The sequence below is a fragment of the Mesorhizobium robiniae genome, from assembly GCF_040545535.1.
In the GTDB taxonomy this organism is placed as follows: domain Bacteria; phylum Pseudomonadota; class Alphaproteobacteria; order Rhizobiales; family Rhizobiaceae; genus Mesorhizobium; species Mesorhizobium robiniae.
Window position 1 is genome coordinate 195,697 of record NZ_JBEPMC010000008.1, and the last position, 18,932, is coordinate 214,628.

The window sequence follows — 18,932 nt, forward strand, 5'->3', positions numbered from 1 at the left end:
GAAGAGAGGATGTTCAGGCTCGCGCATATTTCTGATATCCATCTGGGACCGCTTCCCGGTGTAACCTATCGCGATCTCGCCTCCAAGCGGGTGGTCGGTTACGTCAACTGGCAACGCAACCGCCGCCGCCACATGCGCGACGCCGTCATCGACACGATCGTCGCCGATATGAAGGCGAGCGCACCAGATCACCTGGCTGTCACCGGCGATCTGGTCAATCTGGCGCTCGACGGCGAGATCGAGATGGGTAAGCACTGGCTGGAAACACTGGGTTCTCCCGATGATGTGTCGGTGGTTCCGGGAAACCACGACGCCTATGTGCCGGGCGCCTTCGACAAGGCCTGCCGGTCGTGGGCGGCGTGGATGACCGGCGACGGCGTCAATACGCCGGTCGACCGAGACGCCTTCCCTTATCTGCGCGTGCGCGGCAACGTCGCTCTGATCGGTGTCACGACGGCACGGGCCACGGCTCCGTTCATGGCCAACGGCTTCTTTCTGGAAGACCAGGCGGAAAGGCTGCGCGAAGTGCTCGATGCCACTGCCAAGCGCGGGCTGTTCCGGGTGATCATGATCCACCATCCGCCCGTGCGCGGCGCCGTTTCGCAGCCCAAGCGGCTGTTTGGCATTGCCCGCTTTCACAAGATCGTTCAGCGACACGGAGCCGAGCTTGTGCTGCACGGCCATTCGCACGAGCCGACGCTGTTCTTCATCGGCGGTCGCGGCGCCAAAATTCCAGTGGTCGGCGTCGCCGCCGCAGGGCAGGCGCCTGGCGGCAGGCACCCAGCGGCGCAATATAATCTGTTGGAGATCGATGGCGAAAAGGACAACTGGCGGATCAGGCTGACGCGCCGTGGCCTGACCGGGGCGGCCATCCCGCCTTCCGATCTGCAGGTTCTGGAACTTGGCGCGGACGCTATGGCCTAGAGCTCGTTCCATCCCAATGGAATCGGGATGGGCTCTGTCTCAGTGTTTGACCAGGATCTTTTCCGAAAACCGCATTCGACTTTTCGCTGCGCGGAACCTTCAGTTCAGGATCATGGTCCAAAGCTCAGTCCCATCGCAACGAGGCGGTCCCAGAACAACACGATCGATACAGCCAGCCCGACCAGGGCGCCGGCGGCGATCAGGCCGATAGCGGAGAGGAAGGCCGACCAACCCTTGCTGCGTGAGACAGATCGTAGTGGCGGCTCGGCTTCCGGGACCAACGCACGTTTCAGTCCGGCGACAGCCTGCTCGACCCCGCCTTCCATCATTCTCTGGCGTTCGACGACGCGCTCCGCGACGTAGCGCGTCACCTGGTCCGCCACCGGTTTCATCTCGGTCGATTCGGCGAGAACGATGCGACCGATGCGCGTATCCCTGAGGAAACGATAGGTGCGGCGGTCGCGTCCCATGGCAACATGGCTGACAGCGTCGATCCATAGCCGCGGCTGCAGCCCGGACGAGACGGCGAAGTCGAAATTATCCATATCGGCGGGCACGTCGGCAAAGATTGGCGCGAGTTCGGCAGCAAGCAAATCGAGCCGCATACGATGCGCCTCGCGCATGTCGACCACGACGTCGTCGCGGTCGGCGAATGCATTCTTCACGTCGCGAATGGCATCGGACAGTTTTCGCGGCCGATCGATCTGGGTGATGTTCTCGCCTGCATCCTTCATCGGCGTTTCCCCGTGGGTTTGGTTAACACCGAGTTAACACAGCCGCCGGCAAAATGCACTTGCGAGATCGATAGGCCTATAAGCGGCTTACCGGACAAACCCGGCTCGAAGACGCGCTTTGGCAGGGGCAATCAGTTCGCCGCAGCGGCGGAGTTCGGACGAAACGACCTGCTGCGTCGTTTCATATTGCGGCGGACGATCTCGGCGATCAGGCCGGGCGCTTCCTCGACCAGCATATGGCCGGCCTGCAATACATGGTGCAGGTGGAAATGCGCCGGCAGATCATCGGCCTGGGTGAAAGGCAGCACCGCGTCATCCGTCCCCCAGACCACCATGACCGGCATATCAAGCGTCTCGAGCCGCTCGCGCGGGATGACGCCCTGCCGATCGCCTTTGGTCATTGCAGCCGCGATCTCGACAAGTTTCTGCAACTGGCCGGGACGCGCACGCATTTCGCCAAGGACATCCGTGATGCGCTCCGGGGGCAGGCTTTGCGGTCCGGACATGGCTTCGAGGCAAGCGCGGATTTCACCCTCGTCGGCAGCGGCGGCATAACGGCGCAACAGCGGTCCATTGATCTCAGTCCCAAAACCGCCCGGCGCCAGAAGCGTCAGCGACGCTATCCTTTCGGGTTCGGCCAATGCCATCAGCACTGCCGCTGCGCCGCCCATCGAATGGCCGACGACATGCACCTTCCTAATCCTGCGTGCAGCGAGATCCGCAAGAACAGCCCGAGCGGCCGTCTTGGCTGGGCCGCCACCAGAGAAATCGAGGGATAGCCCATGGCCGGGAAGATCATAGGCCAGTGTCCGTGAACCAGGCGCCAGTGTCGAAATCACCTCGTGCCAGCCGTCGTGGCAACCGCCGAAGCCATGCAGGAAGACAACCGTCTTCGAGCCGGCGCCCCGTTCGGCAGCGTAAAGGGATGAAAACATGGGGTTTATGATTTTATTGCAGGATTAACAGGGCGCGAATTCCAGAATGTGGCTGGATTGCGCCTTGTCCGAGCCGATGGCCAGTAAAATTTTCGCGATCGCGTGTTAGCTCAAAAGGGGCTTAGCTGGCATTGCCGAGCCCGGCAGCGCGCAAGGCCTCGACCAGCCGGTCGGTCAGATCGGTGGGATATCTCCTCTCGACAAAGGTCGCGCGCGGATCGGCAGCGAATTTCGGGAATCTGGCAGTCATCTCGTCCACGAGTTGGTGCGCCAGTTGATCGCGGCCGCCTGCCTTCGCGCTGATCAGCCGTGCAGCCAGATAGTGCGATTTCGTCGGCGTCGCTTGCAACGCATCGCTGGCAAGCGCGGCCTTGTTCATATCACCGGCCATGAACTGGCCGACGAAAAGCCCGTAGTCCCACCAGGTCGGATGGGCGCTGGACGTTTCGGCGGCGTGGGCGAGGATCGGTGTTCCTTCCCTGTACCTGCCGGCGAAAATCAACCCATAGGCGTAAGCTGCCGCCATGCTGAGGTCGTAAGGGTTGAGTTCGTAGGCCTTGTGCATCCAGCGAATCGATTCTTCCGAATTGCCGAGGCGGGAGTTGAGATAGCCATAGGCACGATGCGCATAGGGGCTGGTCGGCCCCATCTGCACGGCGCGACGGGCAAGCGACAGCGCCTGCTCGATCGTTGCGCCGGCTGGATAGGCGTAGTGATCGGTGGCCGCCTCGAGGTGCAGGGTCGCGAGTTCCGAATAGACGAGCGACGATTTCGCATCCCGATCGACCAGGTTTTCGAGACAGCGATAGGCAGCCCCATGGGTTTTGGCGCCTTGGTCGAGATAGTACTTGTCGTTGAGCAGCAGGCACTCCGTCAGGCCGGTCTGAAGGCCGCTCTGTTCGATATAGTTGTAGATCGCGCCCGAGGCGGGAACGGCTGAACTCAAAATGCTGGCGACATTGTCCTCGACGGTGGAGGGCGTGCTGTCGGCGGCAGTCAAATTGCGTGACAGCAGGACCCGTCCGGTCGCCACGCTTTGAAGCTCGAGGGTGACGTCGCCTGCCATTGGTCCCGGCAAGACATCGAATACGAAGCTGATTGCATCGGTGACCGGATCGGGCGGCCCTTCGGCGTCCCTGCCGATGAAGTTGACCGTATCGAAGCCGCTGAGGCCGGCGCGCAGCGATGCCGCGACGCGGGCAGCCTCCGCGCTGTTGGCTTTCACCCCAATGTAGACGAGCGGAAGAGTTTCGATCGGAGCCCATGGCGCTATGCTGCCGGTGGCCACTGCGTTCTCGATCGTCGACGCGGTATCGCTTCCGGCCAGCAAGGCGCCGCCTCCCTGACGAAGGATCAGTACGCTCAGCATGGCGATGACCAGCGCGATCGCCAACCAGAAAAACTGGAGATGGCGCATCAGCGAAGGTGCCGGCTCGCGAGCGACAGGCGACATCAACGATGCGGCACGTACGGCCAGGCCCGGCTCTTCGAGCGATGCGGACAAGGTAGCCGCCGCTTCGATGTGTTCCTCCGGCACCGACTCGGCCGGCAAGCGAATAGCGTTGAGCTCATAGGATGGAACATAGCCGCCACGCGGAATGGCGATGCGGATCGGCTCGGCAACACCCTCATTGGCGAAGTAATGCTGCAGAAGCTCACGCAGCCTGCCCGCCTGCACCCGCACGACGGCATCGGTCGACGGATCGAAGTCACCGTCCTTGCCGAAAACATCCATCGCGATGGAAAAGCCCTTGAGCTTGTCGGCTTCGCCTGCCTGCTCGCGCTCGACTAGATAGCGAAGCAGTTTACGCGCTCGCTCGGATCGTCCGAACGTCTCGCTGGCTAGCAATCGCTCCAACGTCTCGCGCACTGCGGGGGCGGCAGGCGTGGCATGCTGCAAGTGTCGATCCTTTCGAAGTCGGCACAGGTTAATTAAGGCGCAATCATATAAGGCCTGCACTGCCATACAAGCGTGCATCCATTATGCGATCGCGTACCCCACTGGATAATTCTCCGGTGGTTAATGGTGCGAAAGACCGGAGCAAGATGATACCATCTGGGTTCATCTTGCTCCAGCTGTTAGCTTTCGACAGCCTGTCTAGTCGACCTTTCGGCCGATGATACGATTCGCGGCGGAAACCACGGCCTCCAGCGAAGCGGCCACGATGTTGGTGTTGATGCCGGCGCCGAACAGCTTGCCGCCGGGATGCTCCATCTCGACATAGGAGATGGCCGAGGCATTCGAGCCGCGCTGCATGGAGTGCTCAGAATAGTCGAGCACCGACATCGGCACGCCGACATGGCGCGACAGCGCGTCGACGAAGCCGTCGATCGGACCGGTTCCGGAACCTGAAATCGTCACCTCCTTGCCGCTGTCGAGGATGACCGCTTCCACCACGCGCCGCCCCTTGACCTCGGTGTCGGGATAGGTGTGGTGGTCGAGGAACTTCAGCCGCGCGCCCGGCTGGTCGACATAGGTGTCGAGAAAGCGCTCGTAGATGCGCTTGACCGGCACTTCCTTGCCTTCGGCATCGGTGATCGCCTGGATAGCCTGGCTGAATTCGATCTGCAGGTTGCGCGGCAGGTTGAGGCCGTAGTCCGCCTGCAGCACATAGGCAATGCCGCCCTTGCCGGATTGCGAGTTGATGCGAATGATCGCCTCGTAGTTGCGCCCGACATCGGCCGGGTCGATCGGCAGATAGGGGACTTCCCAATGCGGCGTGTTGGCCTTGCGCAACGCCTTCATGCCCTTGTTGATGGCGTCCTGGTGCGAGCCGGAAAAGGCCGTGTAGACGAGTTCGCCGACATAGGGATGGCGCTCGGGGATCTTCAGCTGGTTCGAATATTCGTAGACGTCTTTCATCCGGTTGATGTCGGAGCAATCGAGCTCTGGATCGACGCCTTGCGTGTACATGTTGAGCGCCAGCGTGACGATGTCGACATTGCCGGTGCGCTCGCCATTGCCGAACAATGTGCCTTCGACGCGATCCGCGCCAGCCATCAGGCCGAGTTCGGTGGTGGCGATGCCGGTGCCGCGGTCGTTGTGCGGATGCAGCGAAATGAGCAGGTTTTCGCGGTTGTCGAGATTGCGGCACATCCATTCGATGCGGTCGGCATAGATGTTGGGTGTCGACATTTCGACCGTGGACGGCAGGTTGATGATCAGCTTGTTTTCCGCCGTCGGCTTCACGATCTCGGTGACGGCATTGCAGATCTCCAGCGCCACTTCGAGCTCGGTGCCGGTAAAGCTTTCCGGCGAATATTCGAAGCGGTAGCCGCCGCCGGCCTTCGCCGCCATGTCGGTGATCATCTTGGCCGCATCGGTGGCGATCCGCCTGATGCCGGCGACGTCCTTCTCGAAGACGACGCGGCGCTGCAATTCGCTGGTCGAATTGTAGAAATGCACAATCGGGTTGGTGGCACCCTGCAGCGCCTCGAAGGTGCGGGTGATCAGTTCCGGCCGGCACTGCACCAGCACCTGCAACGAGACATCGGCCGGCACATTGCCTTCTTCGATGCACCAGCGGGCGAAGTCGAAATCGGTCTGCGAGGCCGACGGGAAGCCGATCTCGATTTCCTTGAAGCCCATGTCGAGCAGCAGGGCGAACATGCGCGCCTTGCGCTCATGGCCCATCGGGTCGATCAGCGCCTGGTTGCCGTCGCGCAGGTCGACCGAGCACCAGATCGGTGCCTTGTCGATGACCTTCGACGGCCAAACGCGATCGGTGAGACCAACGGTCGGGTAAGGTTGGTATTTCCGGGCTGCCTCTGACATGCCCCGGGCTGCCTCTGGCATGCCCCGAGTTGCCTCCGGCATGACCTTTGCGGCCCTGCCCATCTCCCCGCTGCCTGCGCGGATTTCTTCTCGTGCGTTCATTGTTGTCTCTCCCGGCGGCTCGCAGCATCCGCCTTCAGGCGGATTTGGTGCCGAGCGGCGCCTTTACCAGATGTTCATTCGCTTAATTGACTTGCCAAGGAGCATGCGCGTGAGCGGCGGTTCGACCGCCGGGCGCTCCTTTAGCGAACCCGGCGATCGCCGATAAGGCCGAGAAGCAGCAGGGTGGAAGCAAGCGCGCGCACGGTCTCACCGGCAAAGCCGGTCTGACGGGAAGCGACTGATATGGCGCGGTTGGTCATGGCGGTTTTCATACAGGAGCGGCCAAGGAGAGGCAAGTGGGCCGAACGACAGTGGGCCGAACGACAGTGGGCCGGACGACTGGCGTTCCTTTAGCCGACGCCTTCTTGAGCACTGGACGCCGCCGGCGTGTCAGCAGGCCTTGACTACCCTTTATTCCCTCAGACTTCGCGCCACCAGCCGCGCAACGCTCGGCCCGATCAGCAGCACGACGAGGAACCGGGCCGATTGCAGCGCCATGACGAAGGAAATGTCGACGTGCTGTGCGGCGGCGGCGATGATGGCGACGCTGTCCATGCCGCCGGGGCTGGTCGCCAGATAGGCGGTAAGCGGATCGATGCCGAGCACATGGCTGATCATGAAACCGAGGCCGCCGCAGAAAGCGATGAGGATGATGATCGAGCCGACGATCTGCGGCAGCGCCCGGGTCGCGTGCCGTAGAATTGCCCTGGTGAAATTCAGGCCGATGGTCCAACCGATCATCGTATAGCCGAGGGCGAGCAGCCAGGGCGGCAACTGCATCGTCACGCCTAGTCCGAGATGCACCGCAGTGCCGAAAATGAAGGTGCCGAGGAAGAAGGGCGACGGCAACCTGAACAGCTTTCCAATGAGGCTGCCGACGAGGGCCACGCCCAGTGTTGCGGTAAAGGCTGTTGGATCGATCGGCGGGAACCAGACGATGGCGGGAATCTCGATACCTGATGTGTCGACCCACATCTTTGCGACAAGCGCCGCAGTCATCGAGACGAAGATGACGCGCAGATATTGCATGAAGGCGACGAGGCGCTGGTCGGCTCCGAAGGCGCCGGCCATCAGCACCATGGCGGTGGCCGCGCCCGGCGATGAGCCCCAGACCGCGGTGGTGCCGGGCAGGATACGCCAGCGGCTGATCAGCCAGCCGAGCAGGCTGGATGCCGCGACGGTCGCCACCACGGCGCCGAGGAACAGCGGCCATTCCTTATAGAAGATCGGAAAGATGTCAGCGGAGATCGAAGCGGCTACAAGGCAGCCGATGATCGCCTGGGCGGCGCCGAACAAAAGGCCCGGCACGCGCACCGTGGCGCCGTTGGTGCCGGCCAGGATTGCCGCCAGCATCGGTCCGATCAGCAGCGCTGCGGGCAAGGCGGCGAATTCCAGTGCGCCGGCGAAAAGGATCGAGAAGATCAGCAGGGCCAGCCACTGCCAGACTTTGGGCATCCGCGCCATGCGTTCGACGGTCGGCTGGTCTGGCAAGGTGTCCATATTCGCGTCTTAGACTCATGCAGGAAGAATGCGAAGCCTGCTGCCGGAGAAATCCTACGGCTCGTTCGTCGCGGTTTGGAGTTTGCGACAAGTATCTATCGCATCAGGATTACGTGAGGGTCTCAGCGTGATCGACTACCTTGCATAAACAGGTAGCATGCTATATACACACTTCGAAACCGAGACCTGACATGACCGACTCGATCCAAGTGCAGTTGCGAAAAGGCGCCCTTGATCTGTGCGTCCTGGCCGTGCTGTCGCGGGGCGAAAGCTACGGTTATGAAATTGCCAGCACGTTGGTCGCTGCGGTGAGTATGGGCGAAGGCACGATCTATCCTTTGATGCGTCGGATGCAGAACGACGGCCTGGTCGCCACCCGCATCGTCGAGTCGAGCAGCGGGCCGCCGCGCAAATATTACCGGCTCACGCCTCTGGGCCGGACGGCTTTCGAAGCTCATCGCCGCGACTGGCGCGCTTTCGCGGGCGCAGTCGACAAACTTCTCGAGGATTTGCCATGACTAGGGATGCCTTCCTGCGCACGCTAAGATTGGGACTCGCCGGTCTGCCGCCTCAAGAGATCGAGGACATTGTTGGCGACTACGCCGCCCATTTCGCCGAATCCGACGTGTCGGGCCGAAACGAAGCGGAGGTCGCCTCTGCATTGGGCGACCCGGCCAGGCTCGCCCGCGAGTTGCGGGCCGAGGCTGGGCTGCGCCGCTTCGAGGCCCACTGGAGCGTGTCTAACCTGTTGGCGGCCACGGTGGCTTTGGCTGGGCTTGTCATCGTCGACATCCTTTTCCTGCTGCCGCTGCTTATCGCCACGATCGTCATTGCGCTGGGACTTGCCATTGCGCTTGTCGCCGTCGGTGCGCTCGGCCTCAAGATCATCCTCACAACGCTGCTATTCGACGGTGGCGGCATGTTCACGGCGACCTTGGGACGCCTCTTCATCGGTGCCGGGCTGGTTAGCTGTCTTGTGGGCGGCGCCGCTTTGCTGCTGCTGGGGCTGGGCGCGGGCATACGCATACTCGGGCATTACGCGCGGCTGCATTCCCGCCTGGCTCAACCGGGCGATGACCGCGTTTGAGCGTTGTTTGTCACCATTTTGAAGGAACCAGACAATGACCGGAAAATTGGCATTCGTTGCGACGGCAGGGCTGATCGGCGCAGTCGTCTTTCTGGTGTTGGGTATCGGGCTTTCCGGGCCAGATTGGGCCAATGCCGGAGGTTGGTGGATTTCGGGGCAGTCCACCTGCGGGCCGGCCACGTCCACCAGACAAGAGGCTATTTTGCCTTTCACCACCGGCGATAGTTTGACCATCGATCTGCCGGCCTCGGTCCACTACCAGCCGGGGGATAAGGCGGAGGCGGTTGTGAGCGGCGCTCTGCTCGACCATGTGCGGTTTGAAGGCGGCAGGCTCAGCCTGGATTGTGAGCCGGGTTGGTTTGGGTCCCGGCTCGACATCAGCCTGTCCGGACCGGCAATAGCCGACTGGAAAGTGCTCGGCAGCGGCGACCTCACCTTGTCGCAGATCAATCAGCCTGAGCTGCGGCTGACCATCCGGGGAAGCGGCAGTGTCGCCGCCACGGGGGCCGCACAAACTGTCGGCCTGGATATCTTCGGTTCGGGCAGCGGGAGGCTCACGGGCCTGATTGCCCAATCCGCACGGATCGAGATTCGCGGCAGCGGCGATGCACAAATTACCGCGCAGGCGGATGCGGACGTCTCGATTTACGGCAGCGGTGATGTCGAACTGTACGGGCACCCAACCATGCGGCGTTCGCAGGTAAGAGGCAGCGGCAGCATAGTGCAAGTGCCGTAGCGTTGATCGCCTGCATCCGTCGCATCCTGGGGATATCCATTCTGCCGACCTGTCTTCGGAGACGGCCATGCGCATGCTTTGTTTCCTGATAGCCTTTTCTGTCTCGACGGCGTGGGCGCAGCCGGTCCCGTTCCACGCCGGGATTACACGTATTTCTGTTCCAGCCAAGGAGCCGTTCGATACCTTCGTCTGGTATCCGACGCGCGCGGAAGAGGTGCAGTGGCAGGCCGGCCCTTTCGCCGTTTTCGCCAGCCGCAATGCGGCGATTGCGGACGGCGAGTTTCCGGTCGTTTTGCTCTCACATGGTGGCGGCCGGACCGGTGGTAGTCCCCTCGTCCTGCGAGGTCTCGCCGCTTATCTCGCCCAGCAGGGATTTATCGTGGTCTCGCCGACACACGGAAAGCCCCGCCTTCCCGGCAGGCCTCTCGAGATTAAGGCAGCGCTTGAAGCGATGATGGCCGATCCTCGTTTCAAGACCCACGCCAACCCAGACAGGCTGGGTATGCTCGGCTTTTCACTCGGTGGGGCGGTCGCATTGGAACTTGCGGGCGGAGTGCCCGACTTCAGGCATCTCGCTGCCTATTGCGCAACGCATCCGGAGGACGTCCAATCATGCAATGCAGGCCCCGGCGGCGACAGGAATGCGGCACCGCCGAAACGCGTCCGGTTGGCCGACCTCCCACCTCCTCGCCTTCCCTTGAAGGCGCTTGCCTTGCTCGATCCATTTGGCGTGTTATTCGACGAGGATGGTCTGGTGGCGGTACAGATGCCGGTCCTGCTGTTTCGTCCGAAACACAGTAGAATGGGCGAGGAAAACACGCGGGTTCTGGCGGCAGGACTTCCCCAGCCTCCGCAGGTTCAATACGTGTCCGGCGGACATTTCGTGCTCACGGACATCTGCCCAACAGCCTTGAAGCAGCAAGCACCGGAGGTTTGCGAGGACGCGCAAGGTGTCGATCGTGGCGCTGTTCAGGCCGACATCAAGGTGAAAATATCAGAATTCTTCCGTGATCGGCTTTAGAGCCGCGCCGACACTCCAACTCGGCTGCCGGCAGGTGAGGCACTTCTCGCAAAAATGCTGAATTCTTGTACGATCCCAGGTGTCAGCCGGTTTTGACGGCGGGCAGGCCGAAGCCGCCTACGGGCCGCGTCTCGACTTGAAATTCGAAGCCGGCGATGATCGGCCGCGCCTTGGCGATCGCCGCCTGGACTTCCGGCAGCTGCAGCGACGCCTTGTGACTTGCCTGGTCGGTCCACACTTCGGTCACCCAGATCGCGTCGGCGTCGGCCGGATCGGTAGCGATAATGTAGCTCAGGCAGCCCGGCATTGCGCCGGTACTGGCAAGCAGGAGGTCCATCATTGCGTCGCGCTGGCCGCGCGTCGCCCGCATCTTGCCGATCAGACCGTACATTGCCGTTTTCTCCGTTGGCTCGCGTGACAAGTATGCAGGTCGCCGCTCACGGCATCAACTGGCCACCATTCACCTCGATCACCTGGCCGGTGATGTATCCGCTCAACAGAGCGGACGACAGGAACAGGTAGGCGCCGACGCAGTCCTCGGGCGTGCCGGCGCGGCCCTGCGGAATGGTGGCCACCATGCCCTTCATCTGCTCGTCGGTGGAATAGCGCTCATGGAAAGGTGTCGCGATGGTGCCCGGCGCCACCGCGTTGACGCGGATGTTGAAGCCGATCAGTTCCTTGGCCATGCCGCGGGTCACATTGGAGACGAAGGCCTTGGCCGAGCCATAAAGGCCGGCGCCGCCGCCGGCGCCATTGCGCGCGGCGATCGACGAGGTGTTGACGATGAAGCCGCCCTGACGCTTCAGCCATGGCATCGCCTTGCGCGATGCGGTCAGCACGGAGCGGGCGTTCAGGTCCATCACCGCGTCGTAATGCGCCTCGGTCTGCTCGGCATAAGGCACGCGCCCAAGCATACCGCCGGCATTGTTGACGAGGCCGTCAAGCCAGCCGAAGTGTTGCGCACTGTCCTCGACGACGCGCTCGACATCGGCGGGGATCGAGAAATCGCCCTGGATCGGGAAAACCTCGCCGCCGCCGTTGCGGATGGTTCCGGCCAGGTTTTCGGCAGCCGTCCGACTTGAATTGTAATGCAGCGCGACGCGGCATTTCTGCGCGGCGTAGGCCAGTGCAAGTGCGGCCCCGATGCCGGTCGAAGCGCCGGTGATCAGCACCGCCTTGCCGGCAAGGTCGGGAATGACCAGGGTGGGGGTGACAAGGCTGGTTGTGGTGGCTGGCACGTTTATCCTCCGGGACTCCGACTGCTTCTTCGTAGGCCTCGCAGCCCTCGTTCAAGTCCGCAAGGGCTCAGGGGCCGCAAATAGGCTTAGCCCTGGCGAATTCGATCGGGAAGACGCAAGGCATGCCGGCGAGATTCGGGCCACGCTTGCGGCGTCGGGGGCCCGATTGGTCCCTATGATGCGCTGATTGGCGGGCAGGCGCGTGCCCGGAACCTCACACTGATAACCCGCAATGTACGGGAATTCGAGCGGATCACAATCGAGATTTGGTGAACAGCCTCACGCGAACGGCACGGCCGTCGTGCCCTTGGGCAATTTTGCCTCGTCGTCGGGCTCGACATGGATGGTGACGCGCACCGACGGGATTTCTGCTTTCAGCGCATCCTCGATGCGGTCGCAAATGACGTGGCTGGCGCCCACCGACATGTCGGCATCGACGACCAAGTGGAACTCGATGAAGGTGGCGCGGCCGGCGATGCGTGTCTTGAGATCGTGAACCTCCAGCGCTCCCTTGCAATTGGCTGAGATAATGTCGCGGATGTGCATGTGCTCCTGCGTGTCGACGGCGCGGTCCATCAGCCCGTTCATCGACGAGCCGATGACGTGCCAGCCTTGCCACAGGATGTTCAGCGCGACGATGACGGCAAGTGCCGGGTCGAGAATTTGCCAGCCGGTCAGCACGGCACCGACCAGGCCAATGAACACGCCGACCGAGGTCGCCACGTCGGTCATAATGTGCCTGCCGTCGGCGACCAGAGCCGGCGATTTCTCGGCACGTCCGGCACGGATCAGCGTCCAAGCCCAGAAGGCGTTGATCATCGTCGCGACGCCGTTGATGGCAAGGCCCGTCCAGGGCTGTTCGAGGGGGGCGGGATGGCGCCAGGACCACCACACTTCGTTGAGGATCAGAAGGGCTGCCAGCACGATCAGCACGCCTTCCAGAACAGCCGAGAAATACTCCGCCTTGTGGTGGCCGAACGGATGATCCTGGTCGGCCGGCTTGAAGCTGACCTGGATCGCCCAATAAGCGGCGGCCGAGGCAATGACGTTGACGATCGATTCCAGTGCGTCCGAGTACAGAGCCACGGAACCGGTGACGTACCAGGCCGCCAGCTTCAGGCCGAGCACGACGAACGCGACGATGATCGACCAGAAGGCGAGGGCGGCGACCTTGCGTTTGGCGGCGCTTTTGGGATCAATTGCGGTCATTGATTGCTTCCAGCCGCGCAAGCCGGAGCTAAGCAGCCTTCTCCCTCGCCTTGCGCGGCAGATGCGCAACGATGTTCTCGATGATGCGCATGCCGGCATTGTGGCCGAGCGTCATGATCGATTCCGGGTGGAATTGCACCGCGGCGATCGGCTCCTTGTTGTGCTCGAAGGCCATGATGATGCCGTCCTCGGTCTCCGCCGTGACGACGAAGCCGTCGGGCAGGCGGACCGGATCGGCGAAGATCGAATGATAGCGGCCGACGGTCACGTCCTTGGGCAGGCCGGAGAAGATGATGCCCGGCTTCGACACGCGAATGCGCGACGGCTTGCCATGCATCGGCACGTGCAACTGCCGCAATTCTCCGCCATAGGCCTCGGCCAGCGCCTGCAGGCCGAGGCAGACGCCGAAGATCGGCAGGTCGCGCGCGCGGGCCCGTTTGATGGTGGCGGCGCAGTCGAAGTCCTTCGGCGTGCCGGGACCGGGCGACAGCACGACCAGGTTTGGCTTCAGCCGGTCGAAAACCTCGTCCGGCACAGGCGTGCGCACGGTCGAGACATTGGCGCCGGTCTGGCGGAAATAATTGGCCAGCGTGTGGACGAAGGAGTCCTCGTGGTCGACCAGGAGGATGTTAACACCGTCGCCGACGCGCGCAGTGGCGCGTTCGGTGTCGGCGGCATTGCCTGACTTGGCGTCGCGGATGGCTGAGATCATGGCGGATGCCTTCAGTTCGGTTTCGGCTTCTTCTTCCTCGGGAATGCTGTCGAAGAGCAGCGTGGCGCCGGCGCGCACCTCGGCGATGCCGTCCTTGATGCGGATGGTGCGAAGCGTCAGGCCGGTGTTCATGTCACCGTTGAAATTGACCATGCCGATCGCCCCGCCATACCAGGCGCGCGGGCTCTTCTCGTTCTGCTCGATGAAGCGCATAGCCCATAATTTCGGCGCGCCGGTGACTGTGACGGCCCAGGCATGCGACAAAAACGCGTCGAAGGCGTCCATGCCTTCGCGCAGCCGCCCTTCGATGTGGTCGACGGTGTGGATCAGGCGCGAATACATCTCGATCTGGCGACGGCCGATGACGCGCACCGAGCCTGGATCGCAAACCCTCGACTTGTCGTTGCGGTCGACGTCCGAGCACATGGTCAGCTCGGATTCGTCCTTCTTCGAATTGAGCAGTTTCAGGATCTGCTCGCTATCGGAAATGGCGTCGTCGCCGCGCTTGATCGTGCCTGATATCGGGCAGGTCTCGACACGGCGGCCGTTGACCCGCACGAACATTTCGGGCGAGGCGCCGATCAAATATTCGCCCTCGCCGAGATTGATGAAGAAGGAATAGGGCGATGGGTTGATGGTCTTCAGCTTGCGGGAAATGTCGGAGGGCGGCGTCTCACAGCGCTCGTAGAACATCTGGCCGGGCACCACCTCGAACAGGTCGCCGCGCTTGAAACTCTCCATCGCCTTGCGCACCAGATTGGCATATTCGCCGGGCTCATGGTCGCCGCGCGGCGGGATGCGGTCGGCGGTCTTGAACGGCTCGACGATTTCGTCGCGGGGCAGACCCTCTGTCGAAAACCCGTCGCCCGAATAGTCATAGCGGTCGGTCCAGGCCTTGGTCAAATAGTGATCGACGACCAGGATCTCGTCGGGCAGGAACAGCACGAGGTCGCGCTGGCTCTGCTGGCGCTCGAGCTTGTAGTCGACCGGATCGAACTGGAAGGCGAGATCGTAGCCGAAGGCGCCGTAGAGGCCGAGATTGGCGTCTTCCTCCGTCTTGAACAAGGCGGTGATGGCGCGCAGTACGGTGAAGACGGATGGAACGCGGCTGCGTTCTTCTTCGGTGAAGACTCGGCCGGGCTTGGCCACGTCGAGGCGGATCAGTCTTTTCGACGTCTCGGCGATCGTCACGTCGTCAAGGCCGCCGAGCGCCTTGCCGATCACCGGCAGAAGCACCTCGCCACGGCCGTTCAGCGCCTCGATGCGCATGGCGCGACCGCGCGCCGAGATCACCAGCGGCGGGTCGATGATGGCGGTGTCCCAGCGCGTGTAGCGGCCGGGATATTCGTAATTCGAAGAAAACACAGCGCCGCGGCGCGCATTCAGCCCGTCGATATAGGCGTCGATCGCGCCTTCGTAAGGCCGGTCATGGCGCTCGCGGGTAATTGTCACGCCACCCGCCGTGACGAAGCGCTCCGCCCCGTTCTCCAGAATTTTCGTCGTCATTGCCGTCTCCATCAGCGTCTTGGGTGTTGAGCGTCTTGGGGCAACGGACCCGGATATGGCTTGAAAAAACAAATGGCCGCCCGGACATTCCGTTGCGGCCACCTTCTATTGTCACGCGCACGCGTTCGAACAGGCCGCTGTCAGCGAGCCCACCACCAAACGGTCTTGATCGAGCGCATGTTCATGGCGAAATCCATAGCCGCGAAAGACAGGATGCGCAACAGGGTTTGAAAAGTCTGTTCGGTGGCTGCCGCTTGTACGGTTCATGGCACATCGCCAAAGCTGCCAGCCGCGTCTATCTTGGCCCCCCAACAGCAGGAAGGGGCGAAAAATGACCGAGCAGATCAACCGCGCGCGGGCGTTCCACTCCCTCCACGTCAAGGGAAACCCGATCGTTCTCTACAATGTCTGGGATCCTGGCTCGGCCAAGACCATCGAAAAAGCAGGGGCCAAGGCCATTGCGACAGGAAGCTGGCCGGTCGCGGCGGCGTTCGGATTCGCTGATGGCGAAAAAATACCGCTGGATCTTGCGCTCGAAAATATCAAACGCATCGTCGCGGCCGTTGACCTGCCGGTGACCACGGATATCGAGGGCGGCTATGGCATCGCTCCGGAAATCGTCGCCCGTACGGTGACGCTTGCCTTGCAGGCCGGCGCCATCGGCTTCAATTTCGAAGATCAGATTGTCGGAGGCAGCGGCCTGCACGACATCGCCGTCCAGGTGACAAGGATCGAAGCCGCTGCCGCAGCCGTGAAAGCCTCCGGCATTCCGGCATTCCTCAATGCTCGAACCGACATCTTCCTCAAGGCCAAGCCCGAAACGCATGACAAGGCGCTGCTCGAGCAGGCGATCGAGCGGGCGCATGCCTATGAAAAGGCCGGAGCGCACGGCTTCTTTGCACCGGGTCTTGGCGATGAAGGCCTTATCGAGGCGCTCTGCAAGGCGATTGCGTTGCCGGTCAACATCATCGCGCTGGCGCATGTGCCGCCGCGTCAGCGGCTTGCGGAGCTCGGCGTTGCTCGCATCAGCCACGGCCCCGTCCCCTACCGGCAGATGACCGAATGGCTCGAGACCAAGGCGCGCCAGGCTATCTCCGGTTAGCCCGGCAGGCCTCCTCAATCCTCTAGCGTTCCCGATCTTGCATCGGCGCTTTTCCTGTCGCCGACCAGCTTCAGCAGATCTTCGCCGGCACGGATGATGCGCCGGGAACGCCGTGTCAGGATGATGCCCGCTTGCGGCGCGAACACCTCGGTGCGGCCGCTGGCTTCGCCCGGCGCATGGACGATGGTGGCAAGCCGTGCGCCTTTCGCCACGCGGTCGCCGGGCTTCACGTCATAGAGAACCGCGCCCGCGCGGGGTGCCGGCATCATGTCGATGTTTTCGAGCGGTGCGACGATACCGGTGAAGCCGCCGGGAGTGGGCAGGGCCTGATCCAGGATCACGCCGCGCGCCACCAGCAGCCGATAGAGCCCTTCGGCATCGGCGCCGGCCAGAGCGCCGTCGACATCGAGGATGCCGCGATACTCGACCGTGGTGGCGACGCGCCGGTCAAAGCGCGCCACATCGGCGGGAACGTTCAGATACGGCATGATCGAGGCGCCCTCGAAGGTGCCGTCGGTGTCCTCATCCCACAGGATCACCGCATCGACGCCCATGGCCGCCGCACAGTCGGCCATGTCAGGCCACAGGCTGGCGTGGACGTAGAGATAGGCGAGGCCCTCGTCGTCGCAGTGCAGGTCGAGAACGATGTCGTGGCCGATCGACAGCTGCAGCAGCCGCGTCTTCAGCCGCTGATCGGCCGTAGCGAGGGTGGTGTCCGGCAACAGCGTCGCATCCGGCGCGGCCAGCAGCGGAAAGCCGCGGTTGAAGTTGGTGCGGGTGCCGAGATGGAAGCGGCCTTGATGCTCGCCGAAATGGTATTGGGCGCGGCCGATCGGATTGGCTTGGGGCACCACGGTGATATTGCCCTTGATGCGGCCTTCCGCTTCGGCCTTTTCAAGTAGCGGCATCAGCGCATCGATGGCGACCACGCCCGGCAGTTCGCCGGCATGAAGGGCGGCTTGCAGATAGGCTGAAGATGCCGACTTACCGCTGCTTTCAAGGCGGAACCCTTCGAAGCGAAACACTGGGAATTCGTAGAAAGCGCCCTCGCTGTCGCCGGCGATGCGCTCAATCGATTTCTGCATGATACTCCTCCAGGAAAGAGGGCGAACACATGCCCCTTCGCCGGTACGCTGTCGATTGGTCCAGTCTGCTGCGCTATGGGCGCAACTATTGCGCGGGGTGCGTCACCAGCAGCTGGCGGTCCAACGTCTGCGACATCACTGCCACGGCGACCGCCATCAGGGCGAGCGCTGCGCCAACCAGCGGCAGATTGGCATAGGACACGCCCAGCGAAAGTGCCACGCCGCCCACCCAGGCGCCGGCGGCATTGCCGATGTTGAACGCGCCCTGGTTGAGCGTGGCGGCGAGGTTCGGCGCCTCGGAGGCCGCCTCGACGACACGGATCTGCAAAGGCGGCACGATGACGAAGACCAGCAGTCCCCACAGGAAAACGATGAAGATCGCCACGCCTGCGATGGCGCCGAATTCGGCAAAGCCGACAAGCAGCAGCGCCAGCATCAAGAGCGTGCCGATCACCGTCGGCATCAACTTCCAGTCGGCCAGCCTGCCGCCGATGATGTTGCCGATGGTCATGCCGCCGCCGAACAGCAGCAGCACCCAGGTCACGGTCGCAGTCGACAGGCCGGATACGTCGGTGAGATAGGGCTTAATGTAGGTGAAGACGGCAAACAGGCTGGCGGAAGCCAGCGCCGAGATCAGCATGGAGAGCCACACCTGCAGCTTGCCGAGCACGCGTACTTCGCCGAGCAGGCCGCCGCCGCTCGATTCGGCAACATTTGATGGCACCAGCCAAGCGATGGCCGCGACCGAGATGAGGCCGATACCCACGACGGCCACGAACGTGGCGCGCCAGCCGAAGGCCTCGCCCAGCGCGGTGCCGCCGGGAACGCCGAGGATGTTGGAGAGCGTCAGCCCGGCAAACATCAGCGCGATGGCGCTGGCCCGCTTGTTGCGCGGCACGAGGCTGGCGGCAACGACCGAGCCGATGCCGAAGAAAGCGCCGTGGCCGAAAGCGGTGAAGACGCGGGCGGCCATCAGCGTCCAATAGTTGGGCGCGATGGCGCAGAAGAGATTGCCGACGACGAACAGCATTGCCAGCCCGACCAGCACCGGCTTGCGCGGCAGATGCGCGGTGGCCACCGCGATCACCGGCGCGCCGAAGACGACGCCGAGCGCATAGCCGGTGACCAGAAGACCAGCCGAGGGAATGGAAACGCCGAGATCGGCGGCGACCTCGGGCAGCAGGCCCATGATGACGAATTCGGTGGTGCCGATGCAGAAGGACGCAATGGCAAGCGCTAGGATCGGCAGGGGCATGGAGCGTCCGG

17 protein-coding genes and 1 pseudogene are annotated in these 18,932 nt (G+C 62.8%); 7 read left to right on the forward strand and 11 right to left on the reverse strand.

The window, feature by feature from the left end:
* Positions 1–9 precede the first annotated feature (9 nt).
* A complete protein-coding gene (locus tag ABID19_RS22540; RefSeq protein ID WP_354493269.1) occupies positions 10–924 on the forward strand; it encodes a metallophosphoesterase family protein in 915 nt (304 codons plus the stop codon).
* Between the two features lie 110 nt (positions 925–1,034).
* Here ABID19_RS22540 and ABID19_RS22545 read toward each other — a convergent pair whose 3' ends face one another.
* The 5 genes from ABID19_RS22545 to ABID19_RS22565 all read right to left on the reverse strand — a co-directional run bounded on the left by ABID19_RS22545 (position 1,035) and on the right by ABID19_RS22565 (position 7,970).
* Positions 1,035–1,658, reverse strand: coding sequence for a hypothetical protein (locus tag ABID19_RS22545; protein WP_354493166.1), 624 nt, complete (start codon positions 1,656–1,658; stop codon positions 1,035–1,037).
* Positions 1,659–1,789: 131 nt separating this feature from the next.
* The gene (locus ABID19_RS22550; RefSeq protein WP_354493167.1) at positions 1,790–2,593 is read right to left on the reverse strand and encodes an alpha/beta fold hydrolase; all 804 of its coding nucleotides are present in this window, start codon (positions 2,591–2,593) and stop codon (positions 1,790–1,792) included.
* A 121-nt stretch (positions 2,594–2,714) separates the two neighbouring features.
* The gene (locus ABID19_RS22555) at positions 2,715–4,493 is read right to left on the reverse strand and encodes a tetratricopeptide repeat protein (RefSeq protein ID WP_354493168.1); all 1,779 of its coding nucleotides are present in this window, start codon (positions 4,491–4,493) and stop codon (positions 2,715–2,717) included.
* Between the two features lie 198 nt (positions 4,494–4,691).
* Positions 4,692–6,368 (reverse strand): 2-isopropylmalate synthase, encoded by a 1,677-nt coding sequence (gene leuA / locus ABID19_RS22560; RefSeq protein WP_354493270.1) that lies wholly within the window; start codon positions 6,366–6,368, stop codon positions 4,692–4,694.
* Positions 6,369–6,881: 513 nt separating this feature from the next.
* Positions 6,882–7,970, reverse strand: coding sequence for an AbrB family transcriptional regulator (locus tag ABID19_RS22565; protein WP_354493169.1), 1,089 nt, complete (start codon positions 7,968–7,970; stop codon positions 6,882–6,884).
* Positions 7,971–8,161: 191 nt separating this feature from the next.
* On the opposite strand from ABID19_RS22565, the gene ABID19_RS22570 reads away from it, so the two are divergent.
* From ABID19_RS22570 to ABID19_RS22585, 4 genes are all read left to right on the forward strand, one after another.
* Positions 8,162–8,488: a PadR family transcriptional regulator gene (locus tag ABID19_RS22570; protein ID WP_354493170.1), complete on the forward strand. Its 327-nt coding sequence runs from the start codon at positions 8,162–8,164 to the stop codon at positions 8,486–8,488.
* Positions 8,485–9,057, forward strand: coding sequence for a DUF1700 domain-containing protein (locus ABID19_RS22575; protein ID WP_352933340.1), 573 nt, complete (start codon positions 8,485–8,487; stop codon positions 9,055–9,057). Before ABID19_RS22570 ends, ABID19_RS22575 begins: the two co-directional genes overlap by 4 nt.
* 34 nt (positions 9,058–9,091) lie before the next feature.
* Positions 9,092–9,793, forward strand: a complete 702-nt coding sequence (locus ABID19_RS22580) for a GIN domain-containing protein (protein WP_354493171.1) — start codon at positions 9,092–9,094, stop codon at positions 9,791–9,793.
* A 67-nt stretch (positions 9,794–9,860) separates the two neighbouring features.
* Positions 9,861–10,814, forward strand: coding sequence for an alpha/beta hydrolase family protein (locus ABID19_RS22585; protein ID WP_354493172.1), 954 nt, complete (start codon positions 9,861–9,863; stop codon positions 10,812–10,814).
* A gap of 82 nt (positions 10,815–10,896) precedes the next feature.
* Here ABID19_RS22585 and ABID19_RS22590 read toward each other — a convergent pair whose 3' ends face one another.
* Together ABID19_RS22590 and ABID19_RS22595 are read right to left on the reverse strand one after the other, a co-directional pair.
* Positions 10,897–11,205 carry a putative quinol monooxygenase gene (locus ABID19_RS22590; RefSeq protein ID WP_352933347.1) on the reverse strand — a complete coding sequence of 103 codons (309 nt, stop codon included), beginning with the start codon at positions 11,203–11,205 and terminating at the stop codon, positions 10,897–10,899.
* A 46-nt stretch (positions 11,206–11,251) separates the two neighbouring features.
* Complete coding sequence (locus tag ABID19_RS22595) at positions 11,252–12,052, reverse strand: SDR family NAD(P)-dependent oxidoreductase (RefSeq protein WP_354493173.1); 801 nt, start codon at positions 12,050–12,052, stop codon at positions 11,252–11,254.
* Positions 12,053–12,149: 97 nt separating this feature from the next.
* On the opposite strand from ABID19_RS22595, the pseudogene ABID19_RS22600 reads away from it, so the two are divergent.
* Positions 12,150–12,325, forward strand: a pseudogene (locus tag ABID19_RS22600) (PIN domain-containing protein); the annotation flags it as partial.
* Positions 12,326–12,331: 6 nt separating this feature from the next.
* Here the strand turns inward: ABID19_RS22600 and ABID19_RS22605 are convergent.
* Positions 12,332–13,261, reverse strand: coding sequence for a cation diffusion facilitator family transporter (locus tag ABID19_RS22605; protein ID WP_354493174.1), 930 nt, complete (start codon positions 13,259–13,261; stop codon positions 12,332–12,334).
* Between the two features lie 28 nt (positions 13,262–13,289).
* Entirely contained in the window at positions 13,290–15,479 is a 2,190-nt protein-coding gene (locus ABID19_RS22610) for an anthranilate synthase (protein WP_354493175.1), read from the reverse strand.
* Positions 15,480–15,810: 331 nt separating this feature from the next.
* Here ABID19_RS22610 and ABID19_RS22615 point away from each other — a divergent pair, with 331 nt between their 5' ends.
* A complete protein-coding gene (locus ABID19_RS22615; RefSeq protein ID WP_354493176.1) occupies positions 15,811–16,581 on the forward strand; it encodes an isocitrate lyase/PEP mutase family protein in 771 nt (256 codons plus the stop codon).
* A gap of 14 nt (positions 16,582–16,595) precedes the next feature.
* On the opposite strand, the gene ABID19_RS22620 is transcribed toward ABID19_RS22615, so the two are convergent.
* Positions 16,596–17,666, reverse strand: coding sequence for a succinylglutamate desuccinylase/aspartoacylase family protein (locus ABID19_RS22620; RefSeq protein ID WP_354493177.1), 1,071 nt, complete (start codon positions 17,664–17,666; stop codon positions 16,596–16,598).
* A gap of 85 nt (positions 17,667–17,751) precedes the next feature.
* Positions 17,752–18,921 carry an MFS transporter gene (locus ABID19_RS22625; protein WP_354493178.1) on the reverse strand — a complete coding sequence of 390 codons (1,170 nt, stop codon included), beginning with the start codon at positions 18,919–18,921 and terminating at the stop codon, positions 17,752–17,754.
* Positions 18,922–18,932 lie beyond the last annotated feature (11 nt).